The organism is Kribbella sp. CA-294648 (assembly GCF_050943845.1).
GTDB lineage: Bacteria > Actinomycetota > Actinomycetes > Propionibacteriales > Kribbellaceae > Kribbella.
In genome coordinates this window covers 5,504,045-5,522,506 of record NZ_CP191981.1, presented here as the reverse complement: position 1 = coordinate 5,522,506, position 18,462 = coordinate 5,504,045, and the positions used below count along the sequence as shown (strand labels likewise).

General features: G+C 68.3%; 13 protein-coding genes. 7 read left to right on the top strand and 6 right to left on the bottom strand.

Annotation, left to right across the window (positions count from 1 at the left end; all coding sequences use genetic code 11):
• Positions 1-39: 39 nt before the first annotated feature.
• Positions 40-2,049 (top strand): glycoside hydrolase family 6 protein, encoded by a 2,010-nt coding sequence (locus ACQPYM_RS26070; RefSeq protein ID WP_433005012.1) that lies wholly within the window; start codon positions 40-42, stop codon positions 2,047-2,049.
• A gap of 146 nt (positions 2,050-2,195) precedes the next feature.
• Positions 2,196-4,118, top strand: a complete 1,923-nt coding sequence (locus ACQPYM_RS26065) for a cellulase family glycosylhydrolase (RefSeq protein ID WP_433005009.1) — start codon at positions 2,196-2,198, stop codon at positions 4,116-4,118.
• 61 nt (positions 4,119-4,179) lie between these two features.
• Here ACQPYM_RS26065 and ACQPYM_RS26060 read toward each other — a convergent pair whose 3' ends face one another.
• A complete protein-coding gene (locus ACQPYM_RS26060) occupies positions 4,180-5,832 on the bottom strand; it encodes a bifunctional 3'-5' exonuclease/DNA polymerase (protein WP_433005006.1) in 1,653 nt (550 codons plus the stop codon).
• Between the two features lie 172 nt (positions 5,833-6,004).
• Here ACQPYM_RS26060 and ACQPYM_RS26055 point away from each other — a divergent pair, with 172 nt between their 5' ends.
• From ACQPYM_RS26055 to ACQPYM_RS26035, 5 genes are all read left to right on the top strand, one after another.
• Positions 6,005-7,360, top strand: a complete 1,356-nt coding sequence (locus ACQPYM_RS26055) for a PLP-dependent aminotransferase family protein (protein ID WP_433005003.1) — start codon at positions 6,005-6,007, stop codon at positions 7,358-7,360.
• A 157-nt stretch (positions 7,361-7,517) separates the two neighbouring features.
• Positions 7,518-8,366 carry a pyridoxal 5'-phosphate synthase lyase subunit PdxS gene (pdxS, locus tag ACQPYM_RS26050; RefSeq protein ID WP_433023391.1) on the top strand — a complete coding sequence of 283 codons (849 nt, stop codon included), beginning with the start codon at positions 7,518-7,520 and terminating at the stop codon, positions 8,364-8,366.
• A 6-nt stretch (positions 8,367-8,372) separates the two neighbouring features.
• Positions 8,373-8,933: a DUF6891 domain-containing protein gene (locus ACQPYM_RS26045; RefSeq protein ID WP_433005000.1), complete on the top strand. Its 561-nt coding sequence runs from the start codon at positions 8,373-8,375 to the stop codon at positions 8,931-8,933.
• A 50-nt stretch (positions 8,934-8,983) separates the two neighbouring features.
• Positions 8,984-9,523, top strand: coding sequence for a pyridoxal 5'-phosphate synthase glutaminase subunit PdxT (gene pdxT, locus ACQPYM_RS26040; protein WP_433023389.1), 540 nt, complete (start codon positions 8,984-8,986; stop codon positions 9,521-9,523).
• A 32-nt stretch (positions 9,524-9,555) separates the two neighbouring features.
• Complete coding sequence (locus ACQPYM_RS26035; RefSeq protein WP_360280324.1) at positions 9,556-10,317, top strand: YebC/PmpR family DNA-binding transcriptional regulator; 762 nt, start codon at positions 9,556-9,558, stop codon at positions 10,315-10,317.
• A gap of 49 nt (positions 10,318-10,366) precedes the next feature.
• Here ACQPYM_RS26035 and ACQPYM_RS26030 read toward each other — a convergent pair whose 3' ends face one another.
• The 5 genes from ACQPYM_RS26030 to ACQPYM_RS26010 form a co-directional block, all read right to left on the bottom strand.
• Complete coding sequence (locus ACQPYM_RS26030) at positions 10,367-11,167, bottom strand: hypothetical protein (RefSeq protein ID WP_433004997.1); 801 nt, start codon at positions 11,165-11,167, stop codon at positions 10,367-10,369.
• Positions 11,168-11,242: 75 nt separating this feature from the next.
• Positions 11,243-12,316, bottom strand: a complete 1,074-nt coding sequence (locus ACQPYM_RS26025) for a rhamnogalacturonan acetylesterase (protein ID WP_433004994.1) — start codon at positions 12,314-12,316, stop codon at positions 11,243-11,245.
• Positions 12,313-15,009, bottom strand: coding sequence for a Tat pathway signal sequence domain protein (locus tag ACQPYM_RS26020; protein WP_433004991.1), 2,697 nt, complete (start codon positions 15,007-15,009; stop codon positions 12,313-12,315). The genes ACQPYM_RS26025 and ACQPYM_RS26020 overlap by 4 nt, the downstream gene beginning before the upstream one ends.
• Entirely contained in the window at positions 14,982-17,567 is a 2,586-nt protein-coding gene (locus ACQPYM_RS26015; protein ID WP_433004988.1) for a Tat pathway signal sequence domain protein, read from the bottom strand. The genes ACQPYM_RS26020 and ACQPYM_RS26015 overlap by 28 nt, the downstream gene beginning before the upstream one ends.
• Entirely contained in the window at positions 17,564-18,457 is an 894-nt protein-coding gene (locus ACQPYM_RS26010) for a carbohydrate ABC transporter permease (protein ID WP_433004985.1), read from the bottom strand. The genes ACQPYM_RS26015 and ACQPYM_RS26010 overlap by 4 nt, the downstream gene beginning before the upstream one ends.
• Positions 18,458-18,462: the final 5 nt, after the last annotated feature.

Genomic DNA, 18,462 nt, shown 5'->3' with positions numbered 1-18,462 from the left:
CCCTGGAGGACCGGCACGCCGACCACACCTGGAGGCAGTGTGCTCAAGATCCCCCAACGGCTGTTGGCCGCCACCACAGCCTTAGCAGTCGCCCTTCCCCTGACCCTGATGGGCGTGACCGGTACGGCGAACGCCGCCGAGCCGCACGTCGACAACCCGTACGCCGGTGCGACGCAGTACGTCAACCCGACCTGGGCGGCCGCCGTCGAGGGCGCCGCCACCCGGGTGTCCGATCCGGCCCTGGCCGCGAAGATGCGGCTGGTCAAGACCAACCCGACCGCCGTCTGGATGGACCGGATCAGCGCCATCACCGGTAACGCCGACGGCAAAGGCCTGCGCTTCCACCTCGACAACGCCCTGACCCAGAAGCAGTCCGGTACGCCGCTGGTCGTGAACCTGGTGATCTACGACCTGCCCGGCCGGGACTGCTACGCGCTCGCCTCGAACGGTGAACTGCCGGCCACCGCGGCCGGGCTGACCCGCTACAAGACCGAGTACATCGACCCGATCGCGGCCATCCTGGCCGACCCGAAGTACCAGGGGCTGCGGATCGCGGCGACGATCGAGCCGGACTCGCTGCCGAACCTGATCACGAACATCTCGCACCCCGAGTGCCAGACGGCCGCGCCTTTCTACCGCGAGGGCGTGAAATACGCGCTGGACAAGCTGCACGCGATCCCGAACGTCTACAACTACATCGACGCGGCTCACTCCGGCTGGCTCGGCTGGGACAACAACGCCACACCGGCGGCCAAGCTGTTCGCGGACGTGGCCCGGACCACCCAGGCCGGCCTGGCCTCGGTCGACGGCTTCGTCACCAACACCGCCAACACCACCCCGCTGGAGGAGCCGTACCTGCCGAACTCGTCGCTGACGGTGGGCGGCGCGCCGATTCGTTCGGCCTCGTACTACGAGTGGAACTTCGACTTCGACGAGCTCGACTGGACCGCGCACCTGCACAGCCTGCTCGTCGCCGAGGGATTCCCGGCCAGCACCGGCATGCTGATCGACACCTCCCGCAACGGCTGGGGCGGGGCCGCACGGCCGACCGCGACCTCGACCAGCACGGATCTCAACACCTACGTCAACCAGTCGAAGGTCGATCGCCGCAACCACCGCGGTGCCTGGTGCAACCCGCTCGGTGCCGGCATCGGTGAGCGGCCGCGGGCGACTCCGCCGGCCCCCGCGGCGTCCCACCTCGACGCGTTCGTCTGGATCAAGCCGCCGGGTGAGTCCGACGGCGCGTCCACCGACATCCCGAACGACGAGGGCAAGCGGTTCGACCGGATGTGCGACCCGACCTTCGTGTCGCCGAAACTGGGCAACCAGCTCACCGGTGCCTCACCCGACGCTCCGCTCGCTGGCCGCTGGTTCGAGTCGCAGTTCATCGAACTGGTCCGCAACGCCTACCCGGTGATCGGTGGCGGCAACCCGCCCACGGACATCGTCGCGCCGTCGGCACCGACCGGTCTGCAGGCCGGGTCGGTCACCAACACCTCGGTCGCGCTGACCTGGACTCCGTCGACGGACAACGTCGGAGTGACCGGCTACGACATCTACCGTGGTACGACGCTCGCCGGCACCTCCAGTACTGCGAGCTTCACGGCTACCGGGCTCACGGCCAGTACGGCGTACTCGTTCACCGTGCGGGCCAAGGACGCGGCGGGCAACGTGTCCGCGAGTTCTGCGGCCTTGGCGGTGACGACCAGCGGCACCCAGTCGCCGGGCGGCTGCAAGGTGGCCTACTCCGCGAACAGCTGGAACACCGGCTTCACGGCGTCGATCAAGCTGACCAACACGGGGACGACTCCATTGGCCGACTGGCGGCTGACCTTCGACTTCGCCAACGGGCAGACGGTCCAGCAGGGCTGGAACGCGGTGTGGAGCCAGGCTGGGGCCACGGTGACCGGCACCGGTACGCCGGGTTCGTGGAACGCGACGATCGCACCGGGAGCGACCGTCGACATCGGCTTCAACGGCTCCCACTCCGGCACCAACACCAACCCGACCGCGTTCGCGGTCAGCGGCAAGACCTGCACGATCGGCTGACCTTTCCCGTCACCGCCGCCGCCTTCCCCTGGGCGGCCTGAGACGCCGGTCGTGGCTCCGCCCCTGCCCCTCAGGGAAGAGCCACGGCCGGCTCCCGCCCCAAGTACCAGGAGGTTCTCGTGATCTTCCGACCACGGTCATCGGTCGTGCGCGTGGTGCTATCCGTTGTTGCGGCTGCAGCACTGTTCACCGGCGTACTCGCGCTTCATCCGTCCCCTTCGTCGGCCAAGCTGGGAGCTGCCGCGGCGGCGCCGGCGCAGGACTGGTTGCATGTGCAGGGCAACAAGATCGTCGACGAGGCCGGTAAGGAGGTCTGGCTGACCGGCACCAACTGGTTCGGGTTCAACACCAGCGAGCGGGTCTTCCACGGTCTGTGGTCGGGCAGCCTGCAGCAGATCACCAAGTCGATGGCCGACCGCGGGATCAACGTGGTCCGCATCCCCGTCTCGGCACAGCTGCTGCTCGAATGGTCCGCCGGCCAGACGATCACGCCGAACGTCAACCTGTTCGTCAACCCCGACCTGACCGGGATGAACAACCTGCAGGTGTTCGACCGCTTCCTCGCGCTCTGCGAGCAGTACGGGCTGAAGGTCTTCCTCGACCTGCACAGCGCCGAGGCCGACAACGCCGGGCACGTCTATCCCCTCTGGTACAAGGGATCCATCACCACCGAGCACGTCTACCAGGCCTGGTCGTGGGTCACCAACCGGTACAAGACCAACGACACGATCATCGGTGCCGACCTGAAGAACGAGCCGCACGGGCAGTGGTCCGAGACCGCCTTCGCCAAGTGGGACAACTCGACCGACCTGACCAACTTCAAGCACTTCGCCGAGACCGCGGCGCAGCGGATCCTCGCCATCAACCCGAACCTGCTGATCTTCGTCGAGGGCACCGAGGTCTATCCCAAGGACGGTGTCTCCTGGACCTCGAAGAACAAGGACGACTGGCACAGCACCTGGTGGGGCGGTCAGCTCCGCGGTGTCGCGCAACGTCCGATCAACCTCGGCCAGCACCAGGACCAGCTGGTCTACTCGCCCCATGACTACGGACCGCTCGTCTACGAGCAGCCCTGGTTCACCGGCGACTGGAACCGCGCGACTCTCGAGCGGGACGTCTGGGACCCGAACTGGCTCTACATCCACAAGCAGAACATCGCTCCGCTGCTGATCGGCGAGTGGGGCGGCTTCCTGGACGGTGGCCGGAACGAGAAGTGGATGACGGCCCTGCGCGACCTGATCAAGGAGCACCGCCTGCACCAGACGTTCTGGGTGCTGAACCCGAACTCCGGCGACACCGGCGGTCTGCTCAACCATGACTGGGCGACCTGGGACGAGGCGAAGTACGCGCTGCTCAAGCCGGCCTTGTGGACGCACGGCACCAAGTTCGTCAGCCTGGACCACCAGGTGCGGCTCGGGGGAGCGGGCAGCACGACGGGCATCTCGTTGTCAGAGGCAACTAGCGGCCCGGTCGACACGACCGCACCCAGTACGCCGGCAGCGCTGCGCGCCGGGACCGTCACCTCGACGTCGATCCCGCTGGCCTGGACGGCGTCGACCGACAACACCGGAGTTGCCGGCTACGACATCTACCGCGGTACGACGCTCGTCGGCACCTCGACCACCACGAGCTACACGGCAACGGGACTGACTCCCTCCACGGCGTACTCCTTCACCGTCCGAGCGCGCGATCTGGCGGGCAACGTCTCGGCGGCCTCTGCCGCCGTTACCGCGACGACGGCCGCCGGCCAATCGACCGGCGCGTGCTCGGTCAAGTACCGGGCGAATGGCTGGAGCGGCGGATTCACCGGCACGGTCCAGATCACCAACACCGGTACGACGGCACTGGCCGGCTGGACGCTCGGCTTCACCTTCCCGTCGGGTCAAACCGTGTCGAACGGCTGGAATGCCACCTGGACCCAGACCGGCTCAGCCGTCACCGCGGCCGCCTTGTCCCACAACAGTGCTCTGGCTGCCGGAGCCACGGTCGAGATCGGTTTCAACGGCACGGGCGCCAGCACTGCTCCGACCACCTTCACCCTCAACGACAGCACCTGCAGTACGACCTAACCCCCGAGCGCAGGTGCGGTAGGGCTGCCGACCCCGCCCCGCCGCACCTGCATCCACTTGGTCATTTGGCGTCGGCGTAGCACTCCACGATCGCGGTGGTGAAGGGGAAGCGGGTCGGCGTCTCGCCGAACGTGATCCGGCCGGCCAGGTCGCCGGCCGCCTGAATCGCCGTCGCGACCTGCTCGGCCTCTTCGGCTGGGCAGTGCACGATCACCTCGTCGTGCTGGAAGAAGACCAGCTCGGCCTTGAGGTCGGTGATCGACTGCCGGAGCGCAGCCATCATCAGCAACGCCCAGTCAGCCGCGCTGCCCTGGACGACGAAGTTCCTGGTGAAACGTCCGCGGGCCCGAGCGTGCTTCGAGTCGGTCTGCCGCTCCTCGGACGGCCCTTCCAGCATCGCGTCGTCGATCGGCGACCCGGACGGTGGGCAGGTCCGGCCGAGCCAGGTGCGGACCAGTCGCCCTTCCTCACCGGCCCGCGCCGCGTCGTCGACGTACGCGACGGCCTTCGGAAATCTTTTGCGCAACGCGGCCAGGTTCTTCAGCCCGTCACCCGAGGTCTGGCCGTAGACAGCACCCAGTACGGCGAGCTTCGCTGTCGCGCGATCACCCGAGAACGCCTTGTCCGAAACGGCTTTGTACAGATCGCCCGCATCTCCGGCGACCTCCATCAGCCCCGGATCGCGCGAGATCGCGGCCAGCACCCGCGGCTCGAGCTGTGACGCATCGGCGACCACCAGCCGCCATCCGGGGTCGGCGATCACCGCGCGGCGGATCACCTTCGGAATCTGCAGACCGCCACCACCATTGGTCACCCATCTGCCGGACACCGTGCCGCCGGGAATGAAGCCCGGCCGGAACCGCCCGTCGTGAATCCAGTCGCTCAGCCACGACCAGCCGTTCGCCGTGTAGATCCGGTAGAGCGTCTTGTACTCCAACAGCGGCGCCACCGCCGGATGGTCGATCCGCTCCAGCTCCCACTTCCGCGTCGAGGTGACCTGGAAGCCCGCCTGCTTGAAAGCCTTCAGTACGTCGGCCGGCAACTCCGGCCGGACCCGTCGCCCGAACACCTCCGAGATCTGCTCGGCCAGCTCGGTCAGTCGCCGCGGCTCGCCTCCACCCGCGAACCGCTCCCCGAGCAGTTCGGTCAGCAGCGCCCGGTGCGTCTCCGCACTCCACGGCAATCCGGCCCGATCCATCTCGGCGGCAACGAGCATCCCGGACGACTCGGAGGCCGTCAGCAGCCGCATCCGATCTGGATGCTCCGCCAGTTGATGCCGGCGAAGTTGGTCGGCGTAGACCCGGAGCAGCGCCTCGAAGGCGATCGGCTCCTCCTGGATCTCGAACAACGACGACTGCTCGCCCGGCGTCGTGGCCCTCAGCGGCGGATCGGGAGGCACCGGCTTGCCGGTCAGCCGCGCCCAAGCGGCCGCCGCCGACCGAGGCTCGCCGAGCCGCCCCTCATGCCCGAGCAGCAGCACCTCCGCGCACTCGACGTCATAACACCGCTCCACCCGTACGCCGGACGCCAGCAACCTCGGGTAGATCTCCGGCGTCGACCGCCACACCCACCGAGTCACCTGCGGGCGTGACCCGACAGCGGCGGCCAGGTCGGGCTCGCGTAGTACCGGACCGGTGGGCTGGCCGTCGGGATGCAGGGCAACCAGCAGCGCCCCACCACCCTCCGCCGGCGCGATCGCCCACCGCTCGTCCATAGGCTGATCCTCACATCCCCCACCGACATTCCCGGACCGCCGCCACTCACAAACGTTGTCCGAGCGGCGCCGGCCAGGCGGGGGAGGGCGTGGCTCCGGCCGGATACGGCGGGTTTGTGAGTGGGGGCGGTCCGGGCATCCCGTGTGAGGCCAATCGTGGGAGACTGGACTTATGTGGCGGGGGAGTGATCTGGATCCGGCGGACGGGACCAAGACCGAGCAGGTCGAGGCACTGGTGCTGCGCCGGATCGAACGGGGTGAGCTGTCGATCGGTTCGCGGCTCCCGTCGGAACGCGTGCTGTCCGAGCGACTCGGGCTCAGCCGCGTGACCGTAGTACGGGCGCTGGATCAGTTGCGGGCGGACGGCGTACTGGAGACGAAGCGTGGGTCGGGCACTCACGTCAGGCCGCTCGACCGGCTCCTGGATCCCATTGCTCCTGCTTCGACGGTTTCTGCGGGCGACCAGCCCTTGTTGGACCTGCGCTTCGCCACTACTGCCGCTCCGCATGACGTAGCCGAGGTTGCAGCGCAGATAGTGGCCGAAGGGCTCCCGCAGGCGATGGGTGGCGACGGCCCGCCATCAGGCGGCTCACTAGACCTCCGCACTGCGCTCGCGGAGCGCCTCACGCTGGAGGGGGTCCCGACCGAGCCTGGCCAGTTGACCCTGACAGTAGGCGCGGCAGCCGGGCTGAACGCGGCTCTGGCCGGGTTGGACCTGGGGCAGGGGGTAGCGATCACCGAGTCGCCGACGTACCCGGCGGCCTTCGACCTGCTGCGTCGGCACCGGCTGGACGTCGTCGGCTGGCCGGCCGGCGTCTGGGACACGGATCAGCTCGCGCACCTGTGCAGGCGGCACAAGCCGAAGGTGATCTACCTCCAGGCGGACAACCACAACCCGACCGGGCTCAGCCTGCCAGCGGACCGGCGTACGGCCGTGGTGGAGATCGCCCGGCGGTACGACGCTGCACTGATCAGTGACGAGACCATGCGGCCGCTCTGGTTGGCCAGTGGCGAGCAGGCTGATCCGTTGAGCCGCTATCCGCGCACTGTCAGCGTCGGATCGCTCAGCAAGACCGTGTGGGGCGGGCTGCGCGTCGGCTGGGTGCGGACCGGGCGGCAGTTGCGGCGGCGGATCAATACGTCGGCGCAGCTCAGTGTGACGTCGCCGAGTGCACTGGACGACCTGCTGGCGCAGGCGATCCTCGGCCGGCTCGACCGGGTGATCTCCCGGCGCAAGACGCGGCTCAGGACCAACCTGGCCGCGCTGGAGAGCGGGCTGAAGACACTGGACGGGGTGGCGTGGGCCACGCCGACCGGTGGGATGACGTTGTGGCTCGAACTCACCGAAGTACGGGCGCGGCGGGTGCTGGAGGCTGCCCGAGAGCAGGGGTTGCTGCTGGGCGCCGGCGACCTGTTCACCCCGGACGGGACCGACCGGCGGCACATCCGGATCCCGTTCACCGCTCCACCGGCCACACTGCGGCTGGTCGTGGCGCGACTGGGAACGGCGCTGGCTCAGTCGAAGTGAGGCTCAGTCCAGTTGATTCGAGGTGGACTGATTCCGGGCAGTCCACTCGTCCTACGCTGGACTCGTGCCAGACCGCGACCAGGAGGACCCAGTGACCCAGACCGTGACTCAGCCCCAGAACAGCCCGCAGACCGGTACCGCGAAGGTCAAGCGCGGCATGGCCGAGATGCTCAAGGGCGGCGTGATCATGGACGTCGTCACCGCCGAGCAGGCCAAGATCGCCGAGGACGCCGGTGCCGTCGCGGTGATGGCGCTCGAGCGGGTCCCGGCCGACATCCGCGCCCAGGGCGGCGTCTCCCGGATGAGCGACCCGGACATGATCGAGTCGATCATCAACACCGTGTCGATCCCGGTGATGGCGAAGGCCCGGATCGGTCACTTCGTCGAGGCGCAGATCCTGCAGAGCCTGGGCGTCGACTACATCGACGAGTCCGAGGTGCTCACCCCGGCCGACTACGCCAACCACATCGACAAGTGGAACTTCACCGTGCCGTTCGTCTGTGGCGCGACCAACCTGGGCGAGGCGCTGCGCCGGATCACCGAGGGCGCGGCGATGATCCGCTCCAAGGGCGAGGCCGGCACCGGTGACGTCTCCAACGCGACCACCCACATGCGCCAGATCCGCCAGGAGCTGCGCAAGCTGCAGAACCTGCCCGAGGACGAGCTGTACGTCGCGGCCAAGGAGCTGCAGGCGCCGTACGAGCTGGTCAAGGAGGTCGCGACCGCCGGCAAGCTCCCGGTCGTGCTCTTCACCGCGGGCGGTATCGCCACCCCGGCCGATGCGGCGATGATGATGCAGCTCGGCGCCGAGGGTGTGTTCGTCGGCTCCGGCATCTTCAAGTCCGGCAACCCGGCCCAGCGCGCCGAGGCGATCGTCAAGGCCACCACCTTCTACGACGACCCGGACGTGCTCGCCAAGGTCTCCCGCGGCCTGGGCGAAGCGATGGTCGGCATCAACGTCGACGAGATCCCGCAGCCGCACCGGCTCGCCGAGCGCGGCTGGTAAGTCTTTGTGGCAGAGCAGGTGATCGGTGAGCGGACCGCGCGCGAGTTGCGCGGTCTCGCTCGGGTGCTGGTCCGTTCCGGGTACGCCGACCGCGGCGCTGTGGCCGCTGCGTTGACTGAGGCCGTGCAGGAGGATGCGCCGTCGGCTGACCCGGCAGTGCTCGTGCCGGAGCTGGTCGACGAGGCGCTGACCGAGTTGCAGGCAGAGGCGGCTACCTGGCCGGAGGAGACCGAGCCGGACCGGCTGGACGCAGTACTGGCCGAGCTGGAGTCGCTGGGCCTCGTGGTCGTGCGCTACACGTCGGATCATCACGCCGCACGGGAGGCGCTCGAGGCTGTTGAGGATCCGAAGGGGCTGGTGTTCTTCACCGACACCGACATCTGGCACGCGGTGGACTTCGGCATGCTCGAGCTGAAGGTCTGGCACCCCGACACGGCCAACGTCGCGCCGGGGGAGCCGCTGCTGGACGACGTACTGGCCCTGCTGCACGAGCGCAACCTCCCGGCCACCTTCGACGAGGGCCGCATCGAAGTAACCATCAACTGGCAACGGAGGACCCAGCTGTGACCGTGATCGGCGTGTTCGCGTTGCAGGGGAACGTGCGGGAGCATCTGGCGATGTTGGCGGCGGTCGGGGTCGAGGCGCGGCCGGTACGGCGGCCGGTGGAGCTGGATGCGGTGGACGGGTTGGTGCTGCCCGGGGGTGAGTCGACCACGATGGACAAGCTGGCGCGGTCGTTCGAGCTGTTCGAGCCGTTGCAGAAGCGGATCGCGGACGGGATGCCGACGTTCGGGACCTGCGCCGGGATGATCATGCTGGCGAACGAGATCACCGGCGGGATCGAGGGGCAGGAGACGGTCGGCGGGCTGGACGTGACGGTCCGGCGGAACGCGTTCGGGCGGCAGGTCGACTCGTTCGAGGCCGACCTCGACTTCGCCGCGTTCGACGCGCCGTACCACGCCGTGTTCATCCGGGCACCGTGGGTGGAACGGGTCGGCCGGGATGTGGAGGTACTGTCGACAGTGAGGTCGGGCCCCGCCACGGGTAGGATCGTCGCGGTTCGCCATGATCGGCTGCTGGCCACGTCGTTCCATCCGGAGATGACCGGGGACGCCAGGCTGCACGGCTACTTCGCCGATCTGGTGCGCGGCCTCTAAGTCAGTTCGGCGGTAGAAGGGTTGGGTTCGCGATGTCAGGCCACTCCAAATGGGCCACCACCAAGCACAAGAAAGCGGTCATCGACTCGAGGCGCGCCAAGCTCTTCGCGAAGTTGATCAAGAACATCGAGGTGGCCGCCCGCACGGGCGGTGGTGACCTCGCGGGCAACCCGACCCTGTACGACGCGGTCCAGAAGGCGAAGAAGTCGTCGGTCCCGAACGACAACATCGACCGCGCGGTCAAGCGCGGCTCCGGTGCCGAGGCCGGTGGCGCCGACTGGCAGTCCATCACCTACGAGGGCTACGGCCCGAACGGTGTCGCGATGCTGATCGAGTGCCTGACCGACAACCGCAACCGCGCCGCGGCCGACGTCCGGACCGCGATGACCCGCAACGGCGGCTCGCTGGCCGACCCGGGCAGCGTCGCGTACCTGTTCAACCGCAAGGGCGTCATCGTGGTGAACAAGGAGCAGGACGGCAAGTCCTACTCCGAGGACGACGTGATGGAGGCCGTGCTCGAGGCCGGCGCCGACGAGGTGAACGACCTCGGCGAGTCCTTCGAGGTGATCAGCGAGGCCAGCGACCTGGTCAAGGTCCGGACCGCGCTGCAGGACGCCGGGATCGACTACGAGTCGGCCGACGCCTCCTTCGTCCCGTCGATGACGGTCGAGCTGGACGCCGAGGGCGCGAACAAGATCTTCCGGCTGATCGACGCCCTCGAGGACAGCGACGACGTCCAGAACGTCTACGCCAACTTCGACGTCTCCGACGAGGTCATGGCCGAGGTCGGCTGACGCTCAACTGAGCTTCACCGGTTGAGGCCGGCCGGCCCTCGGCTCAGCCTCACCGGTCGAGGTTCTTGCCGTCGACCACCTGGGCCGGCGGCGGGGCCTTGGGCTGCCTGACCTGGTCGTACTCACTGAAGCTGAAGCCGCCGGTGCCCTCGCTCCCGCCGAGCTCGAGCCGGACGGGGCGGGCATCGGCGGCATCGACCCAGAAGGTGCCGTCAGCATCGCGGAGGCCGATGCAGCGGACGCCGTCGACGGTCTTCGCCGCGGTCTTGCGGAGATTTCCGCCAGCGGTGAACATGCCGTCGAACATGCCGGCCTTGCTGGCGAAGGCCGCCATTTCGCCGAAGTCCTTGTCGTCCAGGGCAACCTTGAGCCATTTGCCGCGCAGGAGCTGGATCATCAGTTCGGCGTCCTTCGGCTTGCTCTGCCGGCGCCAGAACGTGTCGCTGACCTGCAGGAACGCAGTGCGGCCGAGCACCACGACCGACAGGCCGGCGCCGTCGAACGCGATGGTGCCGGAGCCGCCCGACCCGGTCAGACGGACATCGATTTTCAGCGATTCGCCGTCCATCGCCATCGTGCCGCGGACCCGCACGCCGGTGGCTGCCTTCGCCGTCGCCTCTGCCTTCGTGAGGATCTGCCGGGCCGGCAGCCCGGCGATGCTCGCGGTCGGCGTCGGAGTCGGTGTCGGCGTGGGCTTCGCGGTCGGTGTTGAGATCGGTGACGGAGCAGTAGTGGGCGGGACGACTGGCGTCGAGCTGGGCCCGGCGGTCGGCCCGGAACTTCCGCATCCTGCGACCAGGACGGTCCCGAAGGCCGCGGTGGCGATCAATCGTCGGTGTTTCAGCAACATGGCTTGTCCCCCTTGGTGAGGCACGTGGGCAGTGCCTCACCAAGCCAGATGGGCCTGAAACTGAAATTGTTGCGGTCAGTCGGCCGCCCAGTACCGGTCGGGGATCAGGCCGAGTTCCTTCAGCCCGGTCGCGACCAGGCCCGCGTAGACGCTCGCCCCGTACTCCGAGGTGTGGGTGTCGTCCCGCTTCTCACGAGTCAGGTAAAGCGCCTTGGCCTGCTCCGGTCCGAGCCCTTCGACCACTGCCTGGCTGCGGGCGGTGAGGTCGATCAGCGGCACCGACTCCGCCGCCGCGACCGAGCGCATCTCGGCCGGAAGGTCGACACCGAGCCCGTTGACGATCAGCCCGGTCGAGTTGAGCGTGCTCCCCGTGAACCACCGCCGGACCACCGGCGTGACGAGCACAGGCTGAGCTCCGGTCGCACGGATGCCCCGCACGATCTCGGTCAGGTTGGCGCGAAACACCTCCGCAGTACTCTGCTTGTCGTTGTGGCCGAACTGGACCAGTGCAACGTCCCCCGGCCGGAGCTGTGGCTGGAGGGCCGCCCACATCTCCGGCTTGGCCAGGAACGAGACAGAGCTTTCGCCTGAGCCGGAGTGGTTGACGACTGAAAGCCCACGCCGGTACGAGATCGGTAGCCGCTGTCCCCAGCCGGTGTACGGCACGGCGTCCTGATCGGTGACGGTCGAGTCGCCGGCCAGGAAGAGTCGCTGGGTCTCGCAACCGGCGGGTGCCAGGCCGATCCCGCTGACCTTGGGTGCCGATCCGGCGAAGGTCAGCGTGAGTCCCGGCGTACCCGGTCCGCTGAAGCCGTTCTGCTGCGCTTCAGGGTTCCGTACGTTGACGGTGAAGGTACGCCGTACCAGCCCGCCGGCCGCGGTGTCGGTGGCGCCGACCATCAGCCGGCGCGCCTCGGCGAACACCTCGGTCTGGGCCGCCACCCGCCGATCGCCGAGTTGGACCGTCACGTCGTAGTGCCCGGGTGGTACGTCGAACGTGCAGGTGATCGGCGCGGTCCCGGTGCACTGCGCGAGCAGTGCGGGATCCGGCTTCGGGGCAGGGCCGAGCCCACCCGCAGCAGCAGTGGCTGGGGACAGCACCAGGCCGGCGCAGCTGACCAGGGCGCCCGCGACGATCAGCGTCCTCACGGGTTCACGATCTGGTCGCCGACGAGCGCGAGGGTCTGGATCGCGGCCATCCCGTAGAGCGCCGTGGCGTTGGTCGAGACCCACGGGGCCACTTCGGTTGGGTTGAGCGTCTTGGTGACCGGCTGCGAGGCCCACGGCAGGTTCGGTGCGTAGCCGTCGCCGGTGTAGAACTCCTTCCACGCCCGGGCGGCCAGATCGTCTCGATCCAGCCGGGCCGCCGCATACGCGGTGAGCCGGGCGTGCCCTTGGCGGAGGGTGCGGTTGCCGAAGTGCGCGCCGCACTCTGCCGCCTGCTCGGCCCGGCTGGCGTTGTAGAGCCGGCAGTACTGCAACCACGCCTGCTCGAAGGCCGGTAGGTCGACCAGGTCGAGCAGCTCGGCGCAGATCTCCACCTGGCCGAACATCGCGGACAGGTGCGAGACACTCACCGTCTTCGCGGTGACCGGCGCGAACCGGCCGGTGTCCAGGTCGTAGAGCCCGCCGCCGGTGACGAAGCCGTTCGGCATCGCACCGATGGTCTCCATCGTGGCGAGCAACTTGGACTTCGCGATCGTTGCCTTGGGCCCGTTTCGCTCCCACTCGGTGAGCCAGGCCGCGGCCAGCCCGCTCCAGTCGGTACCGAGCCCGATCGCCAAGGCGTGCGGATCTGGTGTGTACGGCTCGGTGCGGATCTTCCGCAACGGGTCGAGCACCAGGAAGGTCCGGTCGGAATCGACCAGCTCGGACAGCAGGTCGCCGGTCCGCTCGTCGGCCGTGAGGTAGTAGTAGAACCGCCGGTAGATCGCCGTACTGATGCGCTGCTGCTTGGCGCTGTCCGCCCAGTGCTGTACGCCGTGCCGGGTACCGAGCCCGGCCCACTGCCCGAGGTGGTAGACGTCGACCTCGCCGGTGTGCCGCGTCATCGCCTCGGCGAACCGGAAGATGTCCGCGCGTCCCGAGCGCAGGAACGCGTACCAGAGCCAGAGATCCGGCGACAGCTCGGAGTTGTCCCAGGCGTACCCGCCGACGTCGTACCGCCAGACCGAGCGATCCTCGTCGAAGGAGTGCATGACGTCGCCGTAGTCCCAGAAGCCGTACCAGTGCCGCTGCTCCACCTGGCCGCGGTAGAAGTCGAAGAGGAAGTCCAGGTGGTCCTCGATCGCCTTCTTGGCCGGATGCGACCGGTCCACCGGCGAGACGAGCCCGCCGAACACCTTCGTGGTGATCAGGTGCTCGACCGGGTTGATCAGCTGCGCCGGCGTGCGCACCTGATCAGCCATTGCGCCGAGCCGTTCGGCCGTCGGGGTCGCGGCCAGCGCCCAGAAGGTGAGCTCACTCGTCCTGGCGACCCCGTACGGCGTACCGAAGCCCGGTTCGTAGTCCTCATAGGTGATGTTGAGGCCTTCGATCTGCTTCGGGTACGTGTCCTGGCCCATGCCGTCGTGGTAGAAGCGCATGTCCATCGGCTCGGCCTCAGGCGACCAGAGCCACACGGTGACCTCGGCCTCTTCGGTGTGCGCGCCGCGGATGTCGAGCTGGGTCGGATGCCGCTGCCAGAAGTCGCGCAGCCCGAACGCGAGACCGCCGCTGACCCCGCCGACGTACCCGAGCCCCGACGCACGCTCGCCCTGGTCGACCGGGACCCAGCCGTAGCCCTTCTTGGTCCGCTTCTTCACCGTGAAGCCGTCTGCCGACAACTGGCTGAGCGAGTAGTCACCCCAGTCCGGGATGTACTGCAGCCGAGTGGTCACCCGCTGGTCCCAGGTCGCCGGATCAGGCAGCTTCGTCCCCGCGACCTGCGCAGCCCGTACTGCGGCCCCTGGATCCCGCCGCAACCCGGTGATTCCCTTGACCGCCTCGGCTAGCATCCCGTGCTCCGCGCCGACGAACCGCACGTGCCGGTCGTACGTCGCATCGCGCAGCGGCACGCGGAACCGGACCCCCAGCCCGGCGATGTAGTCGCGCTGCCCGTCCCGGTCGTAGACGAACGTGTGCACCAGCCGGAAGTTCTCCGCGCCGGCGTAGAAGTACAGCCGCACGGTGAACGGCAGCCAGGACTTGCCCTTGGCGTTGGTGTGCTTCCCGTCGATCCGGACGACCGCCCGCACTGGCCCGGTCTGCTCGACCTTCACCGAGCTGATCGCACTCTCGAACCGCTCCCGGGCGACCGTGGCTTCCTCGTCCTCGGCGATCTTGTCCTGCTTGAGGTTGACCAGCCGGCCCTTGCGGGCGATCTCGACGCCACCGCGCCAGACCTGGCTGATCAGGTCGGTACCGGACTTCCGGATCCGGGCCTTGAGCACCCCGGTGTCGATGTCGACGTACTGCTTCTCGTCCTTGACGGTGACGGCCGTCGCGGGAGCGGTCGCAGTACCGGCTTTCAGTGTGTATGAGTGAGCCGGTGCCTCCGCGGCGATCGTGTGCGCACTCCACTTGAGCGAACCGTCCGGCCAGTACGCCGTCGGCCAGCTCTGCACCGGTACTGCGCTGCCGTCCGCGGCGGTGAGCGCGAACGTCTGGTCCGGGCTCACCGAGCCTTTGGGCCAGGGCGTTCCCCAGGTCGTCACGGTTGCCGTGTTCGGCTTGCCTTCCAGCCAGCTCAGTTTCACTTCGGGGACCGCGGCGGGTCGGGCGACCGCGGTCTGGGGGTCGAGCAGTGACGCCACCGGGGCGGCGGCCAGTCCGGCTAGGACTTGGCGTCGGGAGATCTCCATGCCGTTTCACCTTTGCTGGTTCGGTGTTCGGGGATCAGGGCGAGATTCTGGATGGCGGCCAATCCGTACTGCGCCGCGTCGTTGGTGCTCACGAAGGTCGCTTCGTCGACAGGCATCAGCGCGTCGTGGATCGGGGTGGTTCGCCAGACGGGTTCGCGTTGCAGGGCGTTGCGGTTGAGCTGGTCGCCCTCGTCGAGGAAGAACTTCCGCCAGGCCAGCCGGGCCAGTCCGACATCACCGGTCCGCGCGGCGGCGTACGCGGCGAGCCGGCTGTGGGCCTGGACCAGCGAGATGCCCTGGAGCGGCTGCCCAACTTCTGCTGCCTGCTGGTCGGCAGGAGCGAGGTAGAGCCGGCAGTAGTCCAGCCACGCCTTCTCGAACCCTGGTACGTCGAGGTCTAGGTCGATCAGCTCGGAGCAGATCTCCGGGAGGCCGAAGACCGCCGACAGGTGCGAGACCGAGACGCCGGAGCGGCTGGAGTCGAACCGCCCGGTGGACAGGTCGAACAGGGCCTGTCCAGTGAGGAAGCCATACGGCAAGGCGGCGATGTCGGCCATCGTCCCCATCAGACGTGCCCGTGCCTGCTCGTCGCCGTACCGCTCCCAGCGGGTGAGCCAGGCGGCGGCCAGCGCGCCCCAGTCGACTCCCAGGCCGACTGACAGCGCGTGCGGGTCGGGAGAGTAGACATCCGTGCGGACCTTGCGCAGGGGATCCAGTGCCAGGAAGGTCTCTTCAGCAGTGGTCAGTTCGTCCAGCAGGTCGCCGGTGCGCTCGTCGGCCGTCAGGTAGTAGAAGAAGCGGCGGTAGATCGCGCTAGAGATCCGCAGTTGCTTGCAGCTGCATCCCCAGTGCTGCACGTTGTGCCGCGAGCCCAGGCCCTTCCATGGCCCGAGGTGATGCACGTCGACCTCGCCGGTATGCCGGGTCATCGCTTCGGCGAAGCGGAAGACGTCGGCCCGGCCGGTCCGGAGGTACTGGTACCAGAGCCAGAGGTCTGGCGAGAGCTCGGAGTTGTCCCAGGCATAGCCGCCCACGTCGTACCGCCAGGTGTGGCGGTCCGCGTCGTAGGAGTGCATGACGTCGCCGTAGTCCCAGAACCCGTACCAGCGGCGTTGCTCGCGCTGGCCGACGTAGTACTGGAAGAGGAAGTTCAGCCGGCCCTCGATGTCCTGGTGGTCGGAGTCGGGGAGTGCCCAGCTGCCGAAGACTCCGGCTTCGAGCATCCGGGCCGGCGAAACAGTCAGCAGGCGTGGGGAGTTGAGGAGATCGACGTACTCGGCCAGCTCGTCGGCTGTCGGTGTCTGGTCGTGCACCCGCAGCGTCAGCTCATGGGTTCGGGCGATGCCGTGGGCGTTGCCGAAGCCGGGTTCGTAGTCCTCGTAGGTGATCTCGAGGCCTTCGAGCTGTTCGGCGTAGCTGTCCTGGTCCAACCCGTCGTGCCAGAACCGCAGGTCCATCGCGGGCGCGCTGGGCGACCACATCCACACGGTGGCGGTGGCCAGCTCGCTTGCTGCCGCGCGGATGTCGAGGCGAGTGGGGTGCAGCTTCCAGAAGTCGCGCAGACCGAACCCGAGACCGCCGCTGGCTCCACCGAGGTAGCCGTAGCCAGGTGCCCTGGTCCCGGCCGGGATCGTCACCCAGGCTTGGCCGGGTCCGGTCCGTTTGCGGAGGGTGAATCCGTCGGCGCTGCTCTGGTCGAGCGTGTAGTCGTTCCACTGGGGGATCAGGTGCAGCCGCTCCGAGACCTCCGGATTGGGGATGTCGCCGACGGGACGGCCGGCCACCTGCGCCCGGCGTACCGGCTCGCCCGGGTCGCGGCGCAGACCGGTCAGGCCACGGACGGCCTCGGTGAGAAACCCGGATGGGCCAGCCAGGCGGACGTGCCGGTCGTGCGGCTCGTCGCGCATGGGCACGTCCGCGCTGAGCCCCAGGCCGGCCAGGAAGTCGCGGTCGGGGTCGCCGTCCCAGACGAAGGTGTGCACGATCCGTAAGTCGGTCGCGCCGGCGTAGAAGTACAGGCGGACGCTGAAAGGCAGCCAGTCGCCGTGCTTGCCCTCCACCCTGACCACTGCCCGCACCGGGCCGTCCTGCTCGACCACGATCCGCTCGACCGCCGCGGTCGTCTCTTGCCGGGTACGGCTGCCGTCCTCGTCAGGCGCGCCCTGCCGAAGACTGACCAGCCGGACGTTCCGGGTCACCTCCCGGTCGCCGTACCTGACCGACTCGATCAGCTGCTGCCGAGTGAGCACCCAGCTGACCTCACCGGTCCGCACCTCGACCCGGTCGTCGTCTTGCGTGACGACCACCGGCTCGGCCGGTACGTCAGGCGCCCCGCCTGGCACGAGGTCGTACGACGAGGCCGGCTCGTCGGCCGGTCCGATCGCGTGGGCGGACCACTTGACCGAACCGTCCGGCCAGGTCGCCGTGGTCCAGCTCTGCACCGGCGTACCGTCGGCGAGCGCGAAGGGGCTGCCCCCGGCGACGGCACCCCGCGGCCAGGGGACACCCCACGTCACGCCTTGCCTGCCAGGGGTTTCCAGCCAGTGCAGGGCGGTCATTCCTTCACCGAGCCGATCATCACGCCCTTGGCGAAGTGCTTCTGCAGGAACGGGTAGAAGAACAGGATCGGCAGCGTCGCGACCACGACGACCGCGAACTTCAGGCCCTGCTCGGGGAATGCGACGCTCTCCAGTTGCTGCAGGACGTTGGCGGAGTCGGCGTTCGCCGCGGTGAGCTGGCGCACGATCATCTGCAGCGTCCACTTCTTGCTGTCGTCGATGTAGAGCAACGGCGACATGTAGTCGTTCCAGATCGCCACCGCGTAGAACAGCGAGAAGGTCGCGATGATCGGTTTCGACAACGGCAGCACGATCCGCAGGAACACGTTCAGCTCATTGCAGCCGTCGATCCGGGCGGCCTCCTCCAGGGCCTCGGGAAGCTCCTGGAAGAAGCTCTTCACGACGATCAGGTAGAACGGGTTGATCGCCAGCGGCAGGATCAGCGCCCAGTAGCTGTTCAGCAGCCCCAGATCACGCACCACCAGGTACGTCGGGATCATGCCGCCGCTGAACACCAGCGTGAACAGCACCAGGTTGAGCACGAGGGCACGACCCGGCAGATGCCGCTTGGCCAGCGGATACGCCATCGTCAGGGTGAGGAACAGCTGGACCACCGTGCCGACGGCCGTCACGGCGATCGTCGTCAGCAGCGCCCGGACGAAGGTGTCGGTGGAGAAGATGTACTTGTAGGTGTCGGTGACGAACTTCTCCGGCCACAGGAAGAACGGCCGGGAGCTGATCTCGGACTCGGTCGCGAACGATCCGGCCAGGACGTAGAGCATCGGCAGCACGGTGACGATGGCCAGGCCGGTCAGCAGCACCACGTTGAACACGTCGAAGGCACGGCTGCCGGGGGAGTCGAAGTACCGGACGGAACGACTTCTTGCCATGGGTC

Bases quoted from the DNA above. Each gene is read 5' to 3' on its own strand.
- ACQPYM_RS26060 (WP_433005006.1), bottom strand. From the start codon at position 5,832: ATGGACGAGCGGTGGGCGATCGCGCCGGCGGAGGGTGGTGGGGCGCTG.
- ACQPYM_RS26055 (WP_433005003.1), top strand. From the start codon at position 6,005: ATGTGGCGGGGGAGTGATCTGGATCCGGCGGACGGGACCAAGACCGAG.
- pdxS (WP_433023391.1), top strand. From the start codon at position 7,518: ATGGCCGAGATGCTCAAGGGCGGCGTGATCATGGACGTCGTCACCGCC.
- pdxT (WP_433023389.1), top strand. From the start codon at position 8,984: ATGTTGGCGGCGGTCGGGGTCGAGGCGCGGCCGGTACGGCGGCCGGTG.
- ACQPYM_RS26035 (WP_360280324.1), top strand. From the start codon at position 9,556: ATGTCAGGCCACTCCAAATGGGCCACCACCAAGCACAAGAAAGCGGTC.
- ACQPYM_RS26030 (WP_433004997.1), bottom strand. From the start codon at position 11,167: ATGTTGCTGAAACACCGACGATTGATCGCCACCGCGGCCTTCGGGACC.
- ACQPYM_RS26020 (WP_433004991.1), bottom strand. From the start codon at position 15,009: ATGGAGATCTCCCGACGCCAAGTCCTAGCCGGACTGGCCGCCGCCCCG.
- ACQPYM_RS26015 (WP_433004988.1), bottom strand. From the start codon at position 17,567: ATGACCGCCCTGCACTGGCTGGAAACCCCTGGCAGGCAAGGCGTGACG.
- ACQPYM_RS26010 (WP_433004985.1), bottom strand. From the start codon at position 18,457: ATGGCAAGAAGTCGTTCCGTCCGGTACTTCGACTCCCCCGGCAGCCGT.